This window comes from Betaproteobacteria bacterium, from assembly GCA_016713305.1.
GTDB lineage: Bacteria > Pseudomonadota > Gammaproteobacteria > Burkholderiales.
On record JADJPK010000020.1, the window covers coordinates 1 to 22,039 of the forward strand.

Consider the following 22,039-nt stretch of genomic DNA (forward strand, 5'->3'; position numbering starts at 1 on the left):
CCTGTCCGGGAAGTGGAAGGGACGCCATCGCGGCGGCCTCCTGGCGTCCAAGGGGCTGTGATCACGGCAAGGTCGGCAAGCGGGCGTGATGACATTCGCTTTCATCTCTATCAGGCCGGAGGACGTGGAGTGTTCGGCTCGCGGCCTCCCTCCGCGCGAAGGAAGAAGGGCGGACGATCGGGCGGCGGCGACGGTGGCGCGGAAATCGCTCGCGACTCCAGATCAACGCGCCGTGGATCGAGTTGATGCGGCAGACCGCCTTCCTTCATCGCCTTCACCTATCGCGCGGCAACGGATCCCGGGGACGGCGGCGAAGAGGCCGTGGAAAGCTGGCCAAGATGGCAGAAAATGGTGCTCCGTTCCTCAACGCTTCGGGCATGCGCTCAGCGGGGGCGATGAAGACGACTGAGCGGAAGCTGCTCCTGAGGAAAAGCCGGAAGATCTTCAGGTTCGTTGCTCGGAAGCTGATCCGGATGCCATGGAACGACGGCACGGGTCCCCGGTTCCTGGATGTCCGGCGCTGGATTCCGGTCGGCGATCTCCGACATAAGCTAGACCCAGCCGCAGTTCCGATCCCGCCAGTGGCGGTACCGGCGGGGCCGCTGGCGGAAGTCTTCGCGGAGATCGCCCTTCAACCGGTCGCAGTTCACCGGCAAGGAGATCACTTAAGTCCACGGACACCGGTGCTGCGCACCTCGCCGAAATGGGATGTCGTCCGCTTCGGGCGCGAGCAGAAGGGCAGGTCCTCGACCATCTTCATGAAAGACCCTTGCGCCCAACATCGGGTTGATCCCGGGCACCTACGCTCTACCGCGGTCAAGAACGCGGCGACCGAGGCACCGATGCCTTCGGGCGGAGCAGTCCGTGGCCCAGCCGTGGCGTCCGGCGTCGCGTGAAGGTCGGCAGCTATCCCAGGACGTCCTGCCGCCGAACGAAACCCGCCAAAGCGAGACAACAAGTCCTGACATCCAGGAAAAATAATCCTGCACGGCGCTGAAGGGGAACCACATCCCGGCGCGGCATCACGCGGATGAATACGCGGGAGAAGGTCGTGTAAAGCAACAGGAGAAGCTGAAGCGGATCAACGAAGCGTTCAAAGAGAAGGTGGCGCATTGGGTGCCCTGCTGCTGATCCCTGAAGAAGCACCGTTCGAAGAGGCCACGTGGCCGGGGTGCTGATCCTGCTGGCCTCTGCTGGCGTGCCTCTGGGTGCAGGCCGCCGAGAGCGGAGGCGAGGGCGGAGACGGCGGCCGCCTTTATGCGGCGCAGTGGCAGGCCGCCCACGACACGCTGCGGGCGGCCACTGACGACAACGGCGGCGACGGTGCGGCGCCTGGTGGTGGCGTCACCCTTGGAGCGCACTGACCGGGCGAAAAGGCTGGTGATCCAGGTGGCGGCGGAGATCTCCGGCAAGCTGGCGGATCAGCGGCCGCCCATCCGGCGTCGAAACCGCCGCCGGGGTCGATCCGCATGTTTGCAGCTCGAGCGGGCGTTCGCGGCGACTTGGGCTGGCGGGGAGAGGCGATGAACTGTAAAGCGATCCACCTGTTCGCTGGTCCGCCGGCCGGGTGCACGGCTACCCGCGAGGTCCCGCCGCTGAAGACAATCGCGTGGAGGTCCCGGTGTCCGGTGCCGCAAGCCGACATGGCCGGGGAAACCGACGTGGCCGACCGATAGCCTGGCGCTCGACGCGCCGCTGTGGGATCAGATGGTGGCGCTGCGGGCGGAGCGGAAACTGATGCGGGGGTACGTCGGGGAACTGGAGGCGGCGCTCAGGGTGCGAATGACGCCAGCGCAGCCTCTGCGCCAGGTTTCCTCTGAAACGGGCAACGCCTGAAGGCGATGCTCTCTGCATGGGCGGGATTCGATCTCCCGCTCCGGAAGGCGGGACACCCTCCTGCCTTCCCTTGAACCGGCACGAAGAGATGGTCCTGACGCCAGTGGCGGACCGGGTTTCCGTCTCGACGCGTCGGGACGATGGCGGACGGTTCTTCCACCCCGCAGGTTCCAGCGTCCCCGAGGGCCCGGTCCTGACCCTTGTCTTCCGTGCTTCAGGCGGCTGCGTGGTGACCGCGAGCCCCGTTGGGCCCGCGTCTGCTAAGCAGCCTGATCGTCGACACGAAGGTCGCAGCATTGGCCGCCACACGGTCGGCCGACATGCCCGCCTTGTAGAGGGCAGAGCCGAGACCGAATCCGTCGGCCCCCGACGACCAGTACTCCGCCATGTTCACGGGCGTGATGGAACCCACGGGGAGCACCGCAACCTCCTTGGGCAGCACCGCACGCATGGCCCTCAACACTGCCGGCGGACTGGCCTCCGCCGGAAAGAGTTTCAACCCCGACGCGCCTGCCCGCAAAGCTGAAAATGCCTCCGTGGGCGTGGAAAAGCCAGGGACAACACACAGTCCCGCCTTGGCGGCGGTTGCGATGATCTCCGTGTCGGTATGGGGCATGACGATCAGCCGTCCTCCGGCGTCTGCGACCTGCTCCACCTGCGCCGCTTGAAGAACCGTCCCCGCCCCGACCAGCATGCTGTCCCCGAAGCGTCCGGATAGCAGTGCGATGCTCGTCAGGGATCCGGCGAGTTGAGCGGCACCTCCACGATCCGGAATCCGAGTCGAATGGGACAGACGCGTTATCCACGACTTCCGCAGGCTGCACTCCGCGGAGGATAGCCACCAGGGACAGCGGTCCAGCCACGACTTCAGAGGAGATGTCATCGGAACCTCAGACGAGCCGACGCGATCGGGCGATTTGCCATTGGCCCGCCACGACGGCGTCGGGATCCAGAATCCGGGTCGACCGGCCGAGCACCTCGCAGGCGTAGGCATAACGATCCACCAGCACGCCTGCGCCAAGGAGGTTCACGACGGCGTTCCCCCGAGCCTGCCGCAGTTCGTGTCCCAGCAGAAGTCCCGACAGGAAATCGCGGAGCGCTCGGCGTCGAGATCGCCGCAAAGGCACTCTGCGCGCACGCCGAACAGGTGGTGCAGCAGTCCGCTTGCGTCGGCCGAACGGGTGCAATCCGTCCGCGAATGCCTGCCGGTCGTAAGGTGCCGAGGAATTCATGATGCGTCCCAGGATGCTGTGATCCTTCAATACGGCGAAGACCTCGCCTGTCATGAATGTCCGGAATCCGGTGATAGTGCCATGCTGAACTTCCACCCACTTGCTGTGGGTTCCGGGCAGACACAGCGTATGGCTTCCTGGTCCCAGGTCATGAAGGATGCCCAGAATCTGCGTTTCTTCGCCTCGCATGACGTCATGGATGCCATCGGCGTTCACCGTCACGACTCCCGGCACGATCCAGCCGTCGATGCCGGGCCGCACGTTCACCGGGACAAGTGCGCGGGCGATCTCCTCCGCACCGGCCGGGGCTGACGCGTAGGGGGCCTCCTTCCAGCCCTGGCGGCTGCCGATCATTCCGCTCAAGAGCAGGACACGTTCGCCCGAATCGAGCCAGTCGCGGACATGGTTCTCCAGGGTCTCGGCGAACCCGCCATCGGTCACCGTGAGGATTCCTGCGGATGCCGACCTGCGATCGACGATCTGCCCCGAGTCGTCCAGCCGGTATGCCCGGAATGAACTGGTTCCCCAGTCGACGGCGATCACGATGCTTCAGATGCGGCCGAATTCTTCGAGAAGCTGCTCGAACGTGCGGCCCTGCTTGATTCGCTGGCGGGTGGCTTCCTCGCGGTCGGCCTGATCCTTGGCTGCGGCAAGCACCGATTCGAGATCCGCCTTCGGCACCACCGTGATCCCGATCTCGTCGGCGATCACCATGTCGCCTGGGCAGACCACGATCCCGCCGCACTGGACGGGAACGTTCAGTTCGACGTCGTCCTTGCGGCCGGAAAACATGGTGTGAGTTCCACGGGCCGTGACGGCACGGGAGAACACCACGAAACCGAGATCGCGCAGTTCGTCGATGTCCCGGCACGCGCCGTCGATCACCGCTCCCTGCACGCCGCAAGTTCTGGAAAAGACTGCCCATGAGTCCGCCGAAGACCGAAGTCTCCGGTTTCACCGCCCGCATCCACAATCACCACATCGCCGGGTTTCGCGACATGCAGCGCCGCCAGAGGATCCTGCAGGTCGCCGGGAGACAGCCGGACAGTCAGTGCCGGCCCCACGGCCTTGCGAGAGAAGATGGGCTTGATACCGCTGTGCATGACGCCGCCGCGGCGCTGTACGTCGGCGAAGACGCAGGAGGCGCTGTAGCACTTGGCCACTTCGCGGTAGCTTTCCACGAGCTTGCCGTCGGGCCGATCGAAGTCGCGCAGGTTCATTCCGCAATCTCCCTGGGTGTTGGTTGAGAGACGCGGAATGTAGCCGGAACGGCACGGACCCGCTATACCGCGAGGAGGAAGGACTCCACGACCGACATCTGATCTTCCGACATGAACATGGGAGCGTGGCCCACGCCGGCAAACTCCGCCAGGCGTCCCCGGGCCGGGCCCTGCTTGATCATCGTCTGGGCCGTCTCGGCGCTGAGAAGGTCGGACTTCGCGCCGCGCGTGATGAGGACGTCGCACTGCACCTGTTTCCAGACCGGCCAGAGATCCACATCGCGGATTCCCGAACGGAAGGCTTCGGCGATCCCGGGATCGTAAGCGAGGGCAATGCGCCCACCCTCCGCGGACCGCGTTCCGAATCGGGCCAGATGACGCCACTGATCGTCTGTCAGCGGGCCGAAGGGTTCGTGGACACGCCGAAGGTAGGCCTCTGCTTCGGCAGCGTCGACAAAGTGCGGGTCGCGGCCCACATAGGCGGCGATCCGTTCGAGCGCTGCCTTGGGTATGAAGGGGCCCACGTCGTTGATCACCAGCCGGCGGATGGGAGCCTGAGGCATTGCAGCCAGGAGCATCCCGACAAGACCGCCCATGGACGTTCCTATCCAATCGACCCGTTCCGCGCCGCTGCGGGCGATGAGGGCCGCCATATCGCCCAGATAGAGCGGGTAGCCGTAATCCGCCTTGTGAGGCAGCCAGTCACTCTTGCCCCGACCGACGACATCGGGACAGATCACTCGGCACTTTCCCGAAAGGCGAGAGGCGAGGGCGTCGAAGTCCCGTCCATTGCGCGAGAGTCCGTGGACGCAGATGACCACGTGCGGATTGCCGGGGTCTCCCCATTCGGTATAGGCAGTGCGATGAAATCCGTGCGGACCGAGGCAGGCCAGATGCCCCTCCCGCACGGCAGGGTCGGTCACGGCGGAAGGCTGCATCAGTTCAGGTTGGCGATGTAGTGGGACAGCGCCTCGATGTCTGCTTCCGGAATGTTCTTGATGTAGGCGTTCATGTCTGCGTAGTTGTTGCGTTCCTTCGTCTTGAACGCCATGAGCTGCTTGTAGATGTAGGCCTGATGCTGGCCGGCCACGCGCGGAACCTCATTCTGCCCGGAAAATCCGCCCAGGTGGCACATGGGACAAAGCGCATCGTCGGCCACCTTCTTGCCTCGCGTCACCTTGTCGGCATCCGCCTTGAAGCCGTTCGGCTTCTGCTTCTTGGAGCTGAAATAGTTGGCGAGATCCCACATATCCTGCTTGCCCATCCCCGACGCGATGGCGGACATGATGGGGTTGAGGCGGCGCCCTTCCTTGTAGTCCTTGAGCTGCAGGTAGATGTACCGGGCGCTCTGTCCTGCAAGGATCGGGTTGTCGGGAATGGTCGAATTGCCGTCTTCGCCGTGGCAGGCGATGCAAGCGGCGACCTTGGTCGTCACGTCCTCCGCGACTGCGCTACCGGAAACGAATGCGGCCGAAGCCAGCACACTGCCGGCAGCCCAGCAGGCGATGCGCCGGGTGGCGCGGAATGTTCCAGTTCCTGCTTTCTGGATCGTCTTCATTCATCCTTCCTGTCATGAAAAAGGCCGCCCGAGGGCGGCCTTTCGTCAGACCCTGACGCCCGAGAGACGTTCTCAGGGCAGGGCGAACACGAACACGCTATTGCCGCGCTTGAAGTCGAGCTGGGTGTTTCCGCCCGCCGCCACGGCAATGTACTGCTTGCCTCCGACACGTGTAGGACACGGGCGGGGCATTCACACCGGCGCCGCAGTTGAACGACCACAGCTTCTTGCCGCTGCGGGCGTCATAGGCATTGAACATGCCATTGCCTTCACCCGTGAATACCAGGTTGCCGGCCGTGGCCAGCACGCCACCCATCAGGGGCTGGTCGGTGTCGGCTTTCCAGGCCACCTTGCCGGTGTCGAGGTTGACCGCGGACAGACGGCCCCACTGCTTCTCGCTCGGGATGACCTTGAAGGCACCGCCCAGCCAGAGCTTGCCGCCAGGTAGGGGATTCTTCCACGTGATAGGTCATCGGCTGATGCAGGTTGGCCGCATAGCACAGGCGCAGTTTGGGGTTGACGGCCAGGGGTTCCATTCCCACGCCGCCGTTGGCACCGGAAGCATCCGGCGCCCTCCGGGGTGGGCAGGACCCACATGTTTTCCTGCGGGATCATCGCCTCCGAGAACCGGATCAGCTCCAGTGTCGCGGCATCGTGGACATAGACGTGACCGGTCTTGCCGCCGTGAATGACGACCTTCTGGTTCTTGCCGTCCTTGCCCTTGGCTTCCGTGATGATCACGGGCGAAACCGCGTCCAGATCCCACACGTCGTGAGCGATGTACTGGAAGTGGGCCTTGTAGGCGCCGGAATCCAGATCCACGGCCACGATGGAATCCGTGTACAGGTTGTCGCCGGGCCGGATGTCGCCGTACAGGTCGGGCGAGGGGTTGCCCACCACGAAGTACACCGTGCGCGTGGAGGTATCGACCGCAGGGGTCATCCACACGCCGCCACCGAGGGTCTGGTAGAAGTCGCCGCCGTTCTTGGCCAGCAGTTCCTTTCCCCGGCGATGTTGCGGAGCATGTCGCGATTGGTGGCGTCGTGGGTGGCCCACTTGCCCTCGTGACCCTTCTCCGGAATGGTGTGGAACGTCCAGACGAGGTTGCCGGTCTTGGCGTCGTACGCCTTCACGAAACCGCGAATGCCGTATTCACCGCCATTGGTGCCGATCAGGACCTTTCCGTCGACGACGGTAGGCGCCATGGTCTCGCTGCAGCCGAGTTCAGGATCGGCGATTTCCGTTTCCACACGACCTTGCCCGTCTTGGCATCCAGCGCCACGAGCTTGGCGTCCAGGGTGCCCATGTAGAGCATGTCGCCGTACGCCGCCACGCCTTTGTTGTTCGGGCCGCAGCAGTAGGTCGTGATGGGACCCATCTTGTGCTTGTAGTGCCAGAACTCCTCGCCCGTGACGGCATCCACGGCATAGACGTGGTTGTAGGAGGTCGTGAGGAACATCACACCGTTGACCACGAGGGGCGCGGTTTCCATCGATTCCAGCACCGCCGTCTGGAAGACGAAGGCGGGCTTCAGCTTGGAGACGTTGCCGCTGTTGATCTGATCGGCGGGGTAGTAACGGGTCTGGGCGTAGCTCCCGTTCGGATGAAGCCAGTTCTGCTTGTCACCGGGGGAACCTGCGAGCATCTGCTGCGTGACCGACACCAGATTCTTGGACATCGGCTTGCCCGCCGTCGTGCTCTGTCCCTGGATTTCATCTGCCAGCGCTCCGGTCGTGATACCGGCGAGCAGCAGCGAGAGCGCGACCTGCTTCAGTGGGTTCGTCAACCTCATGCTTCCTCCTAACGTGGTTGCTTGAATGCAACATTCGTTGTCGAATTCGCCAGGACCAATTCAGAACATATGCAAGAAAGTTCCAGAAGTTTTCCTAGCGAAACCGAGGAATGTTAGAACAGTGCCTCGGGCATGTACAACAACTTGCGAACTCTCGTTCATCCACCATGGCCATTCCTATTTCCATCGTTCGCCGCTTCGTGAATTTCTTGCTGTTGTTTGGCATTTCCGCGATGTCATGTCTTGGGGCGCACGCCCAGAACATGGGGGATGCGGACTTCGACGCCAGTGCGTACAACCTCAACGCGCAGCTGCTCGCCGTTTCCAAGAAAGGCGATGCGGAGCGCGCGTCTGCGCTGCTGAGTCGCGGCGCGGCACCGAATGCGCGCAACCGCAACGGCGAGACGCCCCTCATGCTCTTCGCGCGGAAGGGCAACGGTCCCATGGTCCGGACCCTTCTGGAGAAGGGCGGAGACGTGAACCTCCCGGCACTGGACAAGACCACGCCATTGATGGCCGCGGCGTACGGGGGCTATGTGGAGGTCATGACGCTGTTGCTGGATGCGGGTGCCGATCCGCAGGCGCAGGACCAATTGCGCAAGTCCGCCATGATTTACGCGGCAGGGGCGGGGCGGGCTGCCGCCGTGGCTCTGCTCCTGGATCGGGGCGTCGAGCTGAATCGCCGGTACGAACACGACCTTACCGCGCTGATGTGGGCGGCCGGCTCGGGAGATGAGAAAACTGTCAGGGTTCTGCTGGATCGCGGCGCCGAACTCGACAGCCGGGACGATCGTGGCATGACCGCCGCACAGATCGCGCGCAAGCTGGGACACGAAAAGATCGCAGCGCTGATCGAGGGCAAGGCAGTGGAGGGCAGGTGACGGAGGCCGGTCGGCGCAGCACTTCTTGCCGTGCTGAGGCGATGGGCCGGCTCCGCCGGGCGGAGCGAGCCCGGCGCCGTACGGAGGTGTGGCATCCGGGCCGGGTCCGCGTCACATGAGCGAAAGGCCGGACAGTGTTGCGGCTGCCAACGTCATGACCGCGAAGTGACCGCAGGTCCAGAGCATGAGGTGGCGTGACAGAGCCTCTGGCGGTTTGCCGCTCAGCAGATAGGGACGCCCGTCCTGGGGCGTCTGCATGAGATGCAGCCCGGGCCGGGTGGCCCGCACCATCTGGGATCGCAGTACTTCCGAACGCGCTGCGGCGCGGGCAGTCTCCCACTCCTTCAGATCGATCTCGCCGTTTCGATCCTGGTCGAACCGGCGCAGAAGATCCGGCCTGTCCTTCTTCCACTGCGCGAGCAACTCGCTCACTTCCTCGCTCGTCGAAGCCTCGTGATCGCCGCCATGCAGCGTGCGGAACCCGCCCAGCGCATAGAGCAGGTCTCCCGGAGCGATCCACCATTCGGTCTTCCGGTAGGGCGAACTCGTCCATTGACGGCGATGCACAGCCACCACCGTCGCGCCGTCGGGATCGATCACGCAGTCGCCCGTGGCATCGCGCAACAGAAACGTGTCTTCACTCGATCCGCTGTCGATCGGCGTGTACTTGTTGTTGCGCGTACGTTCCTCCACCAGATAGCGGTACCACACGCAGCGCATGTTCCCGAGCTTGGAGTGGAGGTAACGGTCTTCGTGCGTCTGGGCGGTTCCGAGAAGTTCCACAAAGCCCTGGGGCGCCGATGCGATCCGTGAGGTGGGGATGTCGTTGACGTGCCGCAGCCGCTGATAGCTCTTGATCCATCCATAGGCAGCTGCCGCCGCTATGAATGCCGCGCTGGAGAGCCATACGACGTGCAACCTTGCATGCACGGCGACGATGACGGCGCCGACGTACAACGCCGCCAGCGTTTCGTCGAGCGTCGAGGCGCGCAACCCGCGCAACCACATGCCCGGGGTGCGCCGCCGTTCAGGCGAAGAGTGCCTTCACGTCCACATCGGCCTTTTCCTCGGTGGTGAAGCGCAGGAGAGACTTGGGTGGAAACGAGAAGAGGCTGACGAGCAGGTTGTCCGGGAACTGCTCGCGCCGGACGTTGTAGACGTTCACCGATTCGTTGTAGAACTCCCGCCGGTCCGCTATCTGGCTTTCCAGGCCGGAGATGCGAGCGAGCAGGTGCTGGAAGGTCTCGTTCGCCTTGAGGTCGGGGTACGCCTCCGCAACGGCGAAAATGGTGCCGAGCCCCGCGCGCAGCATGGATTCGGCCTGACCCAGGGCAGGGATGTCCTGTTTCTGCCTGGCGTCGTGTACTCTCGAACGCGCCGCGATCACCTTCTCGAGCGTGCTCTCTTCGAACTGCTTGTACTGCTTGCAGGTTTCCACGAGCTTGGGCAGCTCGTCGTGGCGCTGCTTCAGCACCACGTCGATGTTCGACCATGCCTTGCCGACGTTGTGCTTCAACTGCACCAGGGCGTTGTAGAGGAGAACGCCATACACCGCAGCCAGGGCAATGAGGGCGATCAGCACCAGCAGAAACACGCTCATGGGCAGAAGCCTCCGGAGGTGGGGCAAAATGGTGGTGCGACGTGCCACGACTACCGGCCCTAGGACCCGCCCGATCAGACCCGAAAAGTCGGTTGGCCGCGTGCACGTCGCATCCGCCGCGGGAAGCACATCCTATGCCGTCATTTTGTGAGGTTTTGGCCGCCGGAATCTCGCCTGGGTTCATGGGCTTCGGTAGAATGCGCGGCTTTTCTCGGTGAGGCCCCGGTTCCAGTCATGGCGTTGATTGTTCAAAAGTACCGCGGGACGTCCGTCGGATCCGTCGAGCGTATCCAGGCGGTGGCCCGGCGGGTTGCCAAATGGCGGCGCCATGGTCACGACGTGGTCTTGGTCGTGTCCGCCATGAGCGGCGAAACCAATCGTCTCATCGGCCTTGCGAAAGCGATCCAGGCCACCCCGGACCCGCGCGAACTCGATGTCGTGGCGGCCACGGGCGAACAGGTGACGATCGGCCTGGCGGCCATGGCGCTCATGGATCAGGGAATCAAGGCAAAGTCGTACACGGGCGCACAGGTTCGGGTGCTCACGGACAGTGCGTTCACCAAGGCCCGCATCCTGTCTATAGACGAAGAACGTCTTCGCGCCGATCTGGCCGCGGGCTACGTGCCGGTCGTGGCGGGATTTCAGGGTGTCGACGAACTGGGCAACATCACGACGCTGGGCCGGGGCGGTTCGGACACGACGGGTGTCGCGCTGGCCGCCGCGCTACGTGCCGACGAATGTCAGATCTACACCGACGTGGACGGTGTCTACACGACCGACCCCCGCATCGAACCCGGTGCGCGCCGCTTGAAGACGGTGACGTTCGAGGAAATGCTCGAGATGGCAAGTCTCGGGTCGAAGGTGCTGCAGATCCGCTCTGTCGAGTTCGCGGGCAAGTACAAGGTCAGATTGCGCGTGCTGTCGAGTCTTACCGATCCCGACATGCCGATCGGGGAAGAGGCACAGTCCGGCACGCTCATCACGTTCGAGGAAGACGAGAAGATGGAACAGGCAGTCATCTCCGGCATCGCGTTCGCGCGCGATGAAGCCAAGCTCACGGTCATGGGCGTTCCCGACAAGCCCGGCATCGCCTACGCGATCCTCGGTCCGGTGGGCGACGCGAACATCGATGTGGACATGATCATCCAGAATGCCAGCGTCGACGGGAACACCGATTTCTCATTCACCGTTCCCCGCGGCGACTATGTGCGCGCCATGAGCATTCTCGAGGGAGTGAAGCAGCACATCGGCGCGCGAGCGATCGTCGGCGACAACAAGATCTGCAAGGTGTCCATGGTGGGTGTCGGCATGCGTTCGCATGTGGCGATCGCCAGCAAGATGTTCCGGACGCTGGCCGAGGAGGGCATCAACATCCAGATGATTTCCACGTCCGAGATCAAGATCTCCGTGATCGTGGACGAGAAGTACATGGAACTTGCCGTGCGGGTGCTGCACAAGGCATTCGAACTGGATCAGGCAGTCGCCTGAGGCCGCGATAGCGTTTGACCCGAAGAGGCCGAGCGGTTATTCTCTCGCCCCTTCGGAGACGTGACCGAGAGGCCGAAGGTGCTCCCCTGCTAAGGGAGTATGCGGGCAAAACCTGCATCGTGGGTTCGAATCCCACCGTCTCCGCCAGTTGGTCATGCCGACAATAAGAACAATGCGCCCGTAGCTCAGTTGGATAGAGTACCTGGCTACGAACCAGGGGGTCGTGGGTTCGAATCCTGCCGGGCGCGCCAGAAATCAAGGGCTTGGATCGAAAGATCCAGGCCCTTCTTGTTTTTCGTTCAGTCCTTTGATCTTTCTCGTCCGTTCCGATTCCAGCCTGGCTTGAGTTAGCCGTCCCTACCCGAAGGGGGGCCTTCGATCGGCCGTACTGTCGAGTCCATCGGCGCTCGTCCTCTCCGAGAAGATTCGTTCAGCGATGCGCCTGCGTCCGCGGCAGTCGCGCGGTACGGACCGGGGGCGGGCGTCGGGCGGTCTCACCATTGTTCCGAGTAGAGCGGGGCGTTTCGCCCAGTGCCGCGAAGGCACTGCACTGAACCGGAGCTGCACCGGTGAATGTCTGTGTGAAGCGGGAAGATCACGCTCCCATCGTGCGGCTTGCCTGCGATGGGCGTCGCATGCGCGAGAGATCGTAGTGTGCAGGCACGCAATCGCATCGTGAACGTGGCTGCCTTGTTTCGCCTTCGTTGTGCCACCTCTCGATCAGGGCAATTGATTTGCGTCAACGGAGTCCGAGGCCCTTCGCAACAAACTTCTTCAACGACATTCGACCTCCTGGAGAATCGTTGTGGACTCCGAAGTGAAACTCACCATGCCGCCGGCAACCGAGGCGCAGACACCCTTCGACGTACCCCCAGCCTCCGCGGATCCCGCCAAGGCGGTGACCAAGACTTCGCGTCGCGACTTCCTGCGCGGCAGCGGCATGCTGGGCTTGTCGTCGCTCATGGGCACGGGCGCCCTGATGGCGCCCGAGGGGGATGCCAAGGCGGCCGTGGAATGGGCGGAGCATTTCCAGAAGAACTATCGTCTGATGACGGACGAGGAGAAAAGCGAGGCGCGCCTGCGCCTGGAGAAGCGCTACTCCGAGGAATACAGCAAGAAGGTGGCGGTGGACATCACGGGCCCGCAGCCGGGCATGCTAATGGGCTACGCACTGAACGTCCGCAAGTGCATCGGCTGCCGGCGGTGCGTGAAAGCCTGTGTCGCGGAGAACAACCAGTCGCGCGGCGAACGTCCCGGCGAACGGATCGAGTGGATCCAGGTGCTGCGCATGGAGAGGGGCGAGTTCTCCCAGGAGAAGATGGACCAGGGCTATCCGGAGGGCCTGGGCATCCAGGTGGGCGGCAACGCCTACAGCCCCGCGGGCCAGGTGCTCGAAGGCCAGTACCACTACAAGCCGGAGGCGGTGCCGGAGAAGGACGCCACGTACATGCCCATCGCCTGCATGCAGTGCGAGAAGCCCCCGTGCGTGAAGGTGTGTCCGGTGCGAACCACCTATCGGGAAGGCGATGGCCCGGTCGTCATCGACTACAACTGGTGCATCGGCTGCAAGATGTGCATGAACGCCTGTCCTTACTGGGCGCGCCGATTCAATCTCACCACCCCCGTTCTGCCCAAGGACGCGATGAATCCGGTCACGCACTACCTGGGCAACCGCCCCCGGATGCGCGGGGTGGTGGAGAAGTGCCACTGGTGTCTGCAGCGAACGCGGCACAACCGCTATCCGGCTTGCGTGGAGGTGTGCCCGGTCGGGGCGCGCAAGTTCGGAAACTTGCTGGATCCGGAGAGCGAAGTCAGCAAGGTGCTCGCACGCAAGAACGTGTTCCGGCTCAAGGCGGAACTGAACACGTATCCCAAGTTCTTCTACTTCTACGACTAGGAGGCGGACCGTGCTGACCCGTTTCGTTTCCGACTACGTGCGCTACGTGCTCAAGGGTGGCCCGAAGTTCTATGCCTGGATGGGCGTTCTTGCCCTGCTCATCGTCGGCATGCTGTACGTCTACTATCTCCAGAACACGGAGGGCCTGATCGTCACGGGGATGACCAGCCAGATCCACGACGGCCTGTACCTGGCGAACCTGGTGTTCCTGGTGGGGGTGGCGGCCGGGGCCGTGACCATCGTCTTCCCGGCCTACGTGTATCACCACGAGGGCATGCACAAGGTCACCGTCCTGGGGGAGATGCTCGCGATCTCCGCGGTGATCATGGTCATGATGTTCGTGTTCGCCCACATGGGCCGGCCGGATCGTCTCTGGCACATGATCCCCCCTCGGGGTATCTACAGCTTCTCATCGATGCTGGGATGGGACGTGATGGTGCTCAACGGGTACCTGTTCCTGAACGCCGTCGTGGGCTTCTGGTACCTGTACTCCAAGTACTCCGGCAAGCCGGTGAACAAGTCGATCTTCATGGCCCTGGTCTACGTCTCCATCGTCTGGGCGCTGTCGATCCACACGGTCACGGCTTTCCTTGTCGCCGTGAATCCGGCGCGCCCCATGTGGTTCCACAGCGTCATGCCGATCCGGTTCATCGCCACGGCTTTCGCCGCAGGCCCGGCACTGATCATCATCGCGTTCCTGATCATCCGGAAGAACACGAAGCTGTGGATCGAGGACAGCGCGATCAGGCTGCTCGCCACCATCGTCACCTTCTGCCTGGGCATTGCAATCTTCCTCACGCTCTCGGAGGTGGTGGTGGAGCTGTACGCGCGTACCGAGCACGCCAACGGTCTGTACTACCTCATGTTCGGTCTCCATGGCCTGACACGGCTCGTGCCCTGGTTCTGGACTGCCGTGGTGCTGATGGTCGCGTCCTTCGTGATGTTCCTGATGCCCTCGTTCCGCAACGACGTGAAGAGGCTTCCCATTCCCTGCGCGATGGCGTTCGCCGGCATCTGGATCGAGAAGGGGATGGGCCTGATCGTTCCCGGCTTCATTCCTTCGCCCATCGGTGAGGTGACGGAGTACTACCCCACGTTCGTCGAGTGGCTCATGACCGCCGGCATCTGGGCCTTCGGCTTCTTCATCCTGACCATCCTCCTCAAGGGAGCCATCGGGGTGCTGCTGGGAGACATCAAGTTCGGTGGCGGGGCCCGATCCGCCACGGTGCAATGAGGTGCCGATCATGAAACGCATAGCCGTTTCCGCCGCAGTGCTGACGTTGCTGGGAGCCCTGCTCATTTCCGTTGTCGCTCAGGACAAGCCGGCGGGCGAGGCATCCGCGCCGGCCGCTGCCGATGCGCCAGCAAACCCCCCGGCCGAGGTTGTCTGCTTCGAGAGCCGAAAGGGTGCCAGCGAGGTCACGCAAAAGGAGATTCGACCCGGCTGGCCCAACGTGAAATGCTCTCCGACCACCGGCGCCGCGCTTTGGTATGGCGACCCGTTCGATGGCACGGTACCCATGGGCAAGATGCCCGGGCTGGAAAAGGTGGCCGAAGGTCAGGCCGTGGTGAAGCCGCGCTCCGAGAAACTCATGTTCTATTCGCAGTGCGGCACGGCCTGTCACAACGGCGTGATGCCCAAGGGCTTTCCCAAGGACAACCGCCCGGTGCCCATTCCGACCATGGAAGCCATGGTGCCGGACGTGAAGAACCTTCAGCACGGGCGCGGCCGGATCTGGTGTCTGGACTGTCACCACAAGACCCAGCGAAACAAGCTGGTGGATCATTTCGGCGAACCGATCAGCATCGACCAGCCTCAGTTGCTCTGCGGCAAGTGCCACGGCGACAAGCTGCGCGACTGGCGCGATGGCATCCACGGCAAGCGGATCGGCGAGTTCACGAGCGAAGGCAAGAAGCGCTGGTTCGTGTGCACGGAGTGTCACAACCCTCACAACGTGCAGGATGGCGAACGCAATCGCGGCTTCATTCAGCTTCAGCCGGAAACGCCGCCACAGTTGCCTCGTGGCATGACCGATGCCGAGTTCGAGAAGTTGCACCCGATCGATCACTGATGGCGGACGAACTCGAAGCCTCCAAGCCCGGGCGTGGAGAGACCGCCTGGGTTCCTCCCGCGTTGACGCGGGAGGAACAGACTCGCCGCGTCGGCAAGACGCCGGTGTTTTTCGGACCGCCCCTGGCGATCCTGACCGACGGCCAGGCCAACACGATGGAGATCAGCGGCAAGTTGAACCGGACAGCGGAACGCTACCTCGAGATGTTGCGTTACCACGGCCTGGAGCTGAGCGAACCCGAGCGGCGATGCCTCGCGGACATCTGCGGCATCGGATTCATGTCACCGCTGGAAATCCGGGAGCTGCCTTTGGAGGTGGAGCTCACCCGCTTCGAGTGCGAAGGTCTGGACAAGGGAGCGCTGGCGGCCCGGCTGAGGGAGGCCAGCTTTGCCGATCTGGTGGCGGTGGTCGAGTCGCTGGGTTTCTGACAACGCCTCGAAAGGAGCCCACTTGCCTCAGTACATCGAATGGGATCCTGCATTCCGCAGCGGATACGAGATCCTCGATATCCAGCATGAAACATTGCTCAGGCAGTGCAACCGTCTGGCCGATCTTTGCTCGAGTCAGAAGGGTGGGACGGATGAAGCAGCCTTCGATGACGCGATGTCGCGGTTGAGGGCAATGGCCCGAGAGCACTTCGTTGCCGAAGCCTCCCTGCTCGGGGAAGAGCGCGATGGACACCGTGGGGACCATTGTCCCGAAGCGGAGGAGTTCGAGTACCTCATGGGAGAGGTTGCCACCGCCTCGAACTTCGATCGCCCGGAACTGCAGCGCTTTCTGGCAGTCTGGTGGCTGGGACACATTCGTGGGATGGCTGGCTGACGTTTCGCCGAGTCATTCTGGTCAGCTTGCGCCATGACGAACGGGTCCTGCAAGTCATCATGAGTCGCCGGACATGCGTGACGCGGACCGTTGCAGAAGAGGGAGGTGGTTCTTTCCCTGACGCCGGATCGCAGACCGACAGCCGATGTCCGAGGGGTCATCGCCCGATTCCGCGGCCTCGACGACGCAGCGCTGACGAGACTTGTCCGACGCCAGCGGGCATTCCGGGCTCCTCAGCGTTTCCGGGGTTCGCACATCATGAACAGCAGGCCCAGCCCCATCAGAAGCAGGAGACCGGATGCGGGTTCGGGTACCGCACTGATCGAGACATTCGTTCCCAGCGCGGTGGCGGGCAGATCCAGGCCCGCGGCATCCGCCAGCGCGTTGATGGTGATTGTCAGTGGGCTCGATCCAGGCGCCAGGGCGACGAACATCAATGTGGCCAGCCGGAATGCGTTGGTCTGGTGAGCGATCAGGTCCGAGGGAGAGTCGAGCGACAGTTCGAAGAGATTCACTACGCCCGGGCCCGGTGTGACGGACTGGACATCGCCGAGGCCGAAGGCGTCGAGTCCTGTGCTGAAGCCAGCGGACTGAAAGGAAAGGATGCCCGGATCGAAACCAATGTCGATATCGAATGATCCGAGTCCCGGAGGTTCGGCGGCGGTCAGGCCGGAAAGCTCCACGCTCACGGCCACTTGTGCGCCCACCGTGTTCGACGCCGCGGGACCGGCGAGCGTCAGCTGGACAGCATTGGCGTCTGTCGCAAGCAGAACCATTGCGAAAAGGAAGATGTGCAGGACGATTCTCATGACGATATCTCAGCGTGAGCAACGAGGCTTGGTGCAAAGTGTTGTCAGAAGGCGGGCATCAAGGGCATCTATCCTGCCATCGTGGTTCAGGTCGCGAGGGTCCGTTCCTGCGGCGGGCCGGTTGAGCGCCCTTTGCAACACCGCGACGTCATCGAGATCGACCTTGCCGTTGTGGTCCAGATCGGCCTGACGTTGCGCCATCCGGAAAAGTTGCTTCTTGAGCTGCGCGCTCGACTGTTCGCTGGGAAGGCCCGAAACATCCACCTGCATCGTCGGTACCCCTGACGCACTGCCGATGTTTCCCCCGCGGAAGTGAAGGTTCGTCCACTCCCCGTAGTTCGTGAGAGGCGACATTCGAGGCCGTGCGCGCGCGCAGTCTTCGTAATCATGATTGACGTTCGCCCGCACGGGAACGAGATCGATGCCATCGGAGGTGAGGGGCAGGGCGCTGCAGTTCCAGTCGATCGGGTTGTTCGCTCCCGATCGAACCAGCACAGCCTCGTCCGATCCCTCGCAGAAGTACATCACCAGAAGCGGATCGACGTCGGCGGCTCCACGAATTCCATGGCGTTCCTCGAGTGCCGCCTCGTCCAGTGTGGGATTCGCATGGCGGGAGTAGTCGATGAAAGGGGCGAAGGTATCGGGTGACACCTTTCGCCAAAGCGCGATCTGCCAGGAATAGTTCATCACGCTGAAGTGGTTCGGCTTGCCAGTGAATAGGAGAGTCCTGTCGGATGCGCTGGCGAGCAGCGGGCCGCCGTGATGCAGACCGAGGTTGTGGCCAAGTTCGTGCATGAAGGTGCCGGCCAGCGCGAAATCGTACAAGCCGCTGGCATCCTCGGGCTTCAGCCCAAGCGTCACCACGAAGTTCGATCCCGGAACGGGGCTCAGGCCGGATGAGGTGTCCTCATTCCCGCAGTCGGATCGCTTCTTCATGCCGTGACCGAGAAAGGCGTAGTGAAATACCTGCGCACGCTCCTGCGCCTTGCCATTGCCTCGGGCATTCGCGAAGTTGGCCTCCATGAACGGCGCCGTCACCTGAAAGACAGTTCCCTCATCCAGGGCCGCAAGCTGCGCCGTCTCGACGATGGAGGCGGACTTCGACATGGTGTCGCCGGCGGTGGACCACTTGTCCCCCGTGACGGGGTTCATGATGCAGTTCCAGCCGCAGTCGATGTGCAGCCGTATGTCCTGTGCTGCGAACGCATCGATGAGCAGCTTCTGCGCGGCCAGCGTAAGGTTATGGCTGAATCCGGACGCTTCGACCAGATAGTCGACATGCACGAAGATGTCCTTGTGCAGGGGGTCGGCACCCATCGCGGGGAGATTCAGGAACGCCGGTCCCGACGCGGTCTGAACGGTGATCCCGTTGCGCTCCCAGTCATCGCATAGTGCATCGCCGTCGGTGTCCTTGCAGGACAGCAAGACGGCGTGCGAGCAGTTTGGGAATCGTGGATGCGAGGCATTCGCCGCGATCTGACCCTTGTCGTTGATCGCGACGGCTTCAGTGAGCGTCCAGCCGGAGGACGCATCGATGCGGGTGTTGAGATCGACCATGCCGCTCGCGTCGTCCCAGAGAAAGGCTCGCCGCGCGCCACTGTTGAGCGTGTATTGACCCACCACCTGACCGGCATTGTTGATTGCGTTGGCCCGGCTCGAAGTGCCACCGAACGTTTCCAGATCCGTCAGTGTCGTGCCGTCGCTGACGTAGGCGTGGGACGGGCCGCCATTGACCGTATCGCTGTAGCCAACGATTCGACCCTTGTCATTGATGCCGAGGGCGAACGACTGACTGTTGCCGCGCGAAAAAGGGGTCTCTGCGCCGAGCACACCGAGGGAGTAAAGATCCCCGGACGACGCCTTGGTCGAAAAGCTTCCGCAAAAGTAACCGTTGGCCGTCTGCTTGTTGCAGAACCCCGATGCGCCACCGGCGATCTGCCCGGTGGCATTGACCGCCCGGCCGTAAGTCTCGTTGTCGTTGAAGAGGCTCGGAAATGCACCCACGTCGGTGAACGCGCCGCCGCCTGGAGCGGTCACGAACGCGTGAAAGGGCGCGTTCACGGGGTTCGTTCCGTAGGTGGGCTGAAACTGGCCCGCGATCTGCCCGGAGGCATTGATGGCCCAGGCGTAGATTCCGCCGGTGCCGGCGGGAGGTGTGATCCGTACGAGCGGGCCACCCGTACCGTTGGGAGAACTGACGAAGACACCATCGCCGTTACCCAGGTTGCCGACGATCGTGCCGTAGTCGTTGATGCCTCTCGCGCTGCTCACGGGATTGCCGAATACGGCGCCCGGGGTACCCAGATTTCGGATACCCGCTCCATTCGGACCGGTTGCGAAGGCATATGTCCTGAAGTTGGGGTCCGCGCTGTCCCCGACGACCTGCCCTCGATTGTTCAGGCCATGCGCGGTGCTCTCGCAGTTGCCCAGCACGCCGACATCGATCACGGTGTACTGCTGCGCCGGCGAGGAACCGCAAACACATGCGAGACACAACCCCGCGACGGGAACCGCAAGGCTCGAACGTGGATGGCGCATCGAGGAAGGGTTACGGTGGTGGCGACTGCCGGCAAATGTACCAGCATTCCAGGTGGCGGATGCGGATGCGTGGAACGGGATTCGAATCCGGTCACCGTGCGGCGGCGCATCGGCCGGAAGCCGGGCAGGCCGGGTTGTTCCATGGAACAAGGACCATGGTCAAGACAACGGGGGCTCGTGGCCCCCGTTGTTCACTCGCGAAACGGCTTGGTCGATCAGGCCGTCTCTGACTTCTTGCCGATGTAACCGTAGTACGTGTTGTTGCGCTCCACGCCTTCGCGGTTGTACTCGTCCTTCATCTGGGCCAGCTTGTCGTGGCTCATCTTGTCCATCACGTCCGCGGTGACTTGGTAGTTGTACAGGCGGGCGGAGTTCTCTCCGAAGATCATCCGCTTCACCTTGCTGTCGGCGTCGCCCAGGCGAATCTTCCAGCCCATCTTCTTCATCATGTCCTCGGGAATCTCGAGGCGGCGGAACGCTTCGATCTGCCATTGCGGCGATCCGTACCACACCGAGTCCGTGCCCCAGACGACGTGATCGGCACCCAGACCGTTCACGAGCGAGCCGACCACCGCGGCTGCCATGCGCGGATTCGTCACCGCACACGTCGCGAAGGTCGTCCCGAGTTCACCGTACACGTTGGTGAGGCCGTTCTGGTCGCGCATGCGGGCGAGATCGGTCACCCAGTCGATACGGCCGGTCTGCTCGAACTTGGCGAGATCGTGCGCAGGATCCTCGAGGAAGATCCGCAGCGCGCCGTGGTACATGATGAAGGCGAAGTCCGGATTGTCCTTGGCGGCCTTCGGCAGATCGTCCACGGTGGCGTGCTTCCAGACGCCCGGCCACGACTTCTCGTAGTCGCGCGGAAGCAGTCCCTTGTGGATACAGATGATGCGGTTGAGACCCGATTGGCGCGCACGCTCGTAGAACGGATAGACCAGCTTCTCGTCGTCGAGGCGCCATGCCGTGCCCTTCGCACTCGGCGAGAGAGGATCGCCGATCGTGTAGCCCTTCCACGAATCCGGCTGGTACTCGGCGATGGACTTCTCCACCTCGTCCATCCACCCTGGCGTGCCGGGCGTGAAGACGGAGTGCGACAGCAGACGGCGGCTGCCTGAAATGGTGTTCACCACCGAGCGGGCATCCCGCAGCTGATCGTTGTAGAGCAGGTACCACGACGGATCGTCGAAGGGCGCGCTGGACAGCAGGGCCACTTTCGTGTCGCTGTCCATGAAGATTTCCTTCAGGTAGTTCTCGAACTTGTAGCGGGCGAGCGTCATGGGGGTCTTCGCCATGGCGGGATTCCACCGCTCGACCGCATACTTGCCGAGCCCGAGAAGTCCTTCCTTGTCGAAGTCGTCGCGCACGAAGTGCGTCTGATCGTCGAAGATGAACTGGTTGGCAAGCTGCCGTGAACGCTCGTTGGCGAAATCGCGATCCTTCGCCTCGACCTCCGATACGTTGAATACCGGGCCGAACACCTGGTTCATCGCGAGAAACGCGGCGGCGAAACCGGAGGCGGACTTGAGGAAGCTGCGGCGATCCACGCCGTGGTACTTGGCGTACTTGTCGCTGTACTCGTTGATCAGGCCTTCGACCTGCCGCTGTTGCGCGGTCTGGGGTGGCGGGTTGTATTCGCCATTGGAAACGATCTGGGTGGGGATGGGCGAACGGAATGCTGCCTTGTCCGCCGGTAGAACTTCTTCCAGTTCCTTGTCCGACAACCATCCTGCCGGTCTTTCACTCATTTTCCTACCTCCCTTTATCGTGGTTTGGGACGGGTACTTTGAGCATCGTGGACCCAAGCATGGGCCCATGGCGAACCCGCGCCGCGATATTTCGCGAGCGAGAGGGGCGTGTCAAGGATTCCGCGAGGCGTTTTGCCAGTCAGGCATTGGGAAAACGCGTGGCAATGGCGATGACATTATTGGTGATCAAACGTTCGACATGGCAACCGACATGGCAACCGTGACAGAAGAAGCTCCATCGAAACTGGAGGGTCGCCTGCGCGATCGGGAGGATCGATGGTCAGTTGCAGTGCAGCGAACCAGGCCGCAAGAAACGCTGCGCATGTCCTTCTTGTTGCGCTGCGGGCAGAGGCGGCATCGCGGCGCCTGTCACCGTGAAATGCGGACGGGGATCTCGAACGTGCGGCTGCATCGGCTCGCTTTGCAGTTCTGCTGCGATGCGATGGTGTCGGCCCTGTCTTCGTGAAGAAGGACGCGAACAGGAGTCCGGATTCCGCCGCGGGGCGGCCTCACGCGGACCGTCGACCGGGAGGCCGCCGGCTCGTC

General features: G+C 63.0%; 16 protein-coding genes, 2 tRNA genes and 3 pseudogenes. 10 read left to right on the forward strand and 11 right to left on the reverse strand.

Annotated elements, in window-relative coordinates; all coding sequences use genetic code 11:
* Positions 1 to 2,050: 2,050 nt before the first annotated feature.
* From IPK20_20115 to IPK20_20140, 6 genes and pseudogenes are all read right to left on the reverse strand, one after another.
* Positions 2,051 to 2,714, reverse strand: a pseudogene (locus IPK20_20115) (2-dehydro-3-deoxy-6-phosphogalactonate aldolase).
* A gap of 12 nt (positions 2,715 to 2,726) precedes the next feature.
* Positions 2,727 to 3,611, reverse strand: a complete 885-nt coding sequence (locus IPK20_20120; GenBank protein MBK8018772.1) for a 2-dehydro-3-deoxygalactonokinase — start codon at positions 3,609 to 3,611, stop codon at positions 2,727 to 2,729.
* A gap of 6 nt (positions 3,612 to 3,617) precedes the next feature.
* Positions 3,618 to 4,288, reverse strand: a pseudogene (locus IPK20_20125) (RraA family protein).
* A gap of 62 nt (positions 4,289 to 4,350) precedes the next feature.
* Positions 4,351 to 5,226: an alpha/beta hydrolase gene (locus tag IPK20_20130; GenBank protein ID MBK8018773.1), complete on the reverse strand. Its 876-nt coding sequence runs from the start codon at positions 5,224 to 5,226 to the stop codon at positions 4,351 to 4,353.
* Positions 5,226 to 5,846, reverse strand: coding sequence for a cytochrome c4 (locus IPK20_20135; GenBank protein ID MBK8018774.1), 621 nt, complete (start codon positions 5,844 to 5,846; stop codon positions 5,226 to 5,228). The genes IPK20_20130 and IPK20_20135 overlap by 1 nt, the downstream gene beginning before the upstream one ends.
* A gap of 72 nt (positions 5,847 to 5,918) precedes the next feature.
* Positions 5,919 to 7,638 (reverse strand): annotated as a pseudogene (locus IPK20_20140) (PQQ-binding-like beta-propeller repeat protein).
* Positions 7,639 to 7,838: 200 nt separating this feature from the next.
* Between IPK20_20140 and IPK20_20145 the strand changes: the two are divergent.
* Complete coding sequence (locus IPK20_20145) at positions 7,839 to 8,519, forward strand: ankyrin repeat domain-containing protein (protein ID MBK8018775.1); 681 nt, start codon at positions 7,839 to 7,841, stop codon at positions 8,517 to 8,519.
* 111 nt (positions 8,520 to 8,630) lie between these two features.
* Here IPK20_20145 and IPK20_20150 read toward each other — a convergent pair whose 3' ends face one another.
* Together IPK20_20150 and IPK20_20155 are read right to left on the reverse strand one after the other, a co-directional pair.
* On the reverse strand, positions 8,631 to 9,527 hold the full coding sequence (locus IPK20_20150) for a hypothetical protein (GenBank protein ID MBK8018776.1): 897 nt from the start codon (positions 9,525 to 9,527) through the stop codon (positions 8,631 to 8,633).
* Between the two features lie 19 nt (positions 9,528 to 9,546).
* Complete coding sequence (locus IPK20_20155) at positions 9,547 to 10,119, reverse strand: LemA family protein (GenBank protein MBK8018777.1); 573 nt, start codon at positions 10,117 to 10,119, stop codon at positions 9,547 to 9,549.
* A 234-nt stretch (positions 10,120 to 10,353) separates the two neighbouring features.
* On the opposite strand from IPK20_20155, the gene IPK20_20160 reads away from it, so the two are divergent.
* The 8 genes from IPK20_20160 to IPK20_20195 all read left to right on the forward strand — a co-directional run bounded on the left by IPK20_20160 (position 10,354) and on the right by IPK20_20195 (position 16,398).
* A complete protein-coding gene (locus IPK20_20160) occupies positions 10,354 to 11,607 on the forward strand; it encodes an aspartate kinase (GenBank protein ID MBK8018778.1) in 1,254 nt (417 codons plus the stop codon).
* Between the two features lie 54 nt (positions 11,608 to 11,661).
* Positions 11,662 to 11,754 (forward strand) — tRNA-Ser (locus tag IPK20_20165).
* Positions 11,755 to 11,781: 27 nt separating this feature from the next.
* Positions 11,782 to 11,858 (forward strand) — tRNA-Arg (locus IPK20_20170).
* A 689-nt stretch (positions 11,859 to 12,547) separates the two neighbouring features.
* A complete protein-coding gene (locus tag IPK20_20175; GenBank protein MBK8018779.1) occupies positions 12,548 to 13,504 on the forward strand; it encodes a 4Fe-4S dicluster domain-containing protein in 957 nt (318 codons plus the stop codon).
* A gap of 10 nt (positions 13,505 to 13,514) precedes the next feature.
* Positions 13,515 to 14,738 carry a polysulfide reductase NrfD gene (gene nrfD, locus IPK20_20180; GenBank protein MBK8018780.1) on the forward strand — a complete coding sequence of 408 codons (1,224 nt, stop codon included), beginning with the start codon at positions 13,515 to 13,517 and terminating at the stop codon, positions 14,736 to 14,738.
* Positions 14,739 to 14,748: 10 nt separating this feature from the next.
* Entirely contained in the window at positions 14,749 to 15,576 is an 828-nt protein-coding gene (locus IPK20_20185; protein MBK8018781.1) for a hypothetical protein, read from the forward strand.
* On the forward strand, positions 15,576 to 16,004 hold the full coding sequence (locus IPK20_20190) for a hypothetical protein (protein MBK8018782.1): 429 nt from the start codon (positions 15,576 to 15,578) through the stop codon (positions 16,002 to 16,004). The genes IPK20_20185 and IPK20_20190 overlap by 1 nt, the downstream gene beginning before the upstream one ends.
* 22 nt (positions 16,005 to 16,026) lie before the next feature.
* Positions 16,027 to 16,398 (forward strand): hypothetical protein, encoded by a 372-nt coding sequence (locus IPK20_20195; protein MBK8018783.1) that lies wholly within the window; start codon positions 16,027 to 16,029, stop codon positions 16,396 to 16,398.
* 233 nt (positions 16,399 to 16,631) lie between these two features.
* Here IPK20_20195 and IPK20_20200 read toward each other — a convergent pair whose 3' ends face one another.
* The 3 genes from IPK20_20200 to IPK20_20210 all read right to left on the reverse strand — a co-directional run bounded on the left by IPK20_20200 (position 16,632) and on the right by IPK20_20210 (position 21,493).
* A complete protein-coding gene (locus tag IPK20_20200; protein ID MBK8018784.1) occupies positions 16,632 to 17,207 on the reverse strand; it encodes a PEP-CTERM sorting domain-containing protein in 576 nt (191 codons plus the stop codon).
* A gap of 9 nt (positions 17,208 to 17,216) precedes the next feature.
* On the reverse strand, positions 17,217 to 19,655 hold the full coding sequence (locus tag IPK20_20205) for a DUF3466 family protein (protein ID MBK8018785.1): 2,439 nt from the start codon (positions 19,653 to 19,655) through the stop codon (positions 17,217 to 17,219).
* Between the two features lie 305 nt (positions 19,656 to 19,960).
* Positions 19,961 to 21,493 (reverse strand): amidohydrolase family protein, encoded by a 1,533-nt coding sequence (locus IPK20_20210; protein ID MBK8018786.1) that lies wholly within the window; start codon positions 21,491 to 21,493, stop codon positions 19,961 to 19,963.
* A 67-nt stretch (positions 21,494 to 21,560) separates the two neighbouring features.
* Between IPK20_20210 and IPK20_20215 the strand changes: the two genes are divergently transcribed.
* Entirely contained in the window at positions 21,561 to 21,959 is a 399-nt protein-coding gene (locus tag IPK20_20215; protein ID MBK8018787.1) for a hypothetical protein, read from the forward strand.
* Positions 21,960 to 22,039 lie beyond the last annotated feature (80 nt).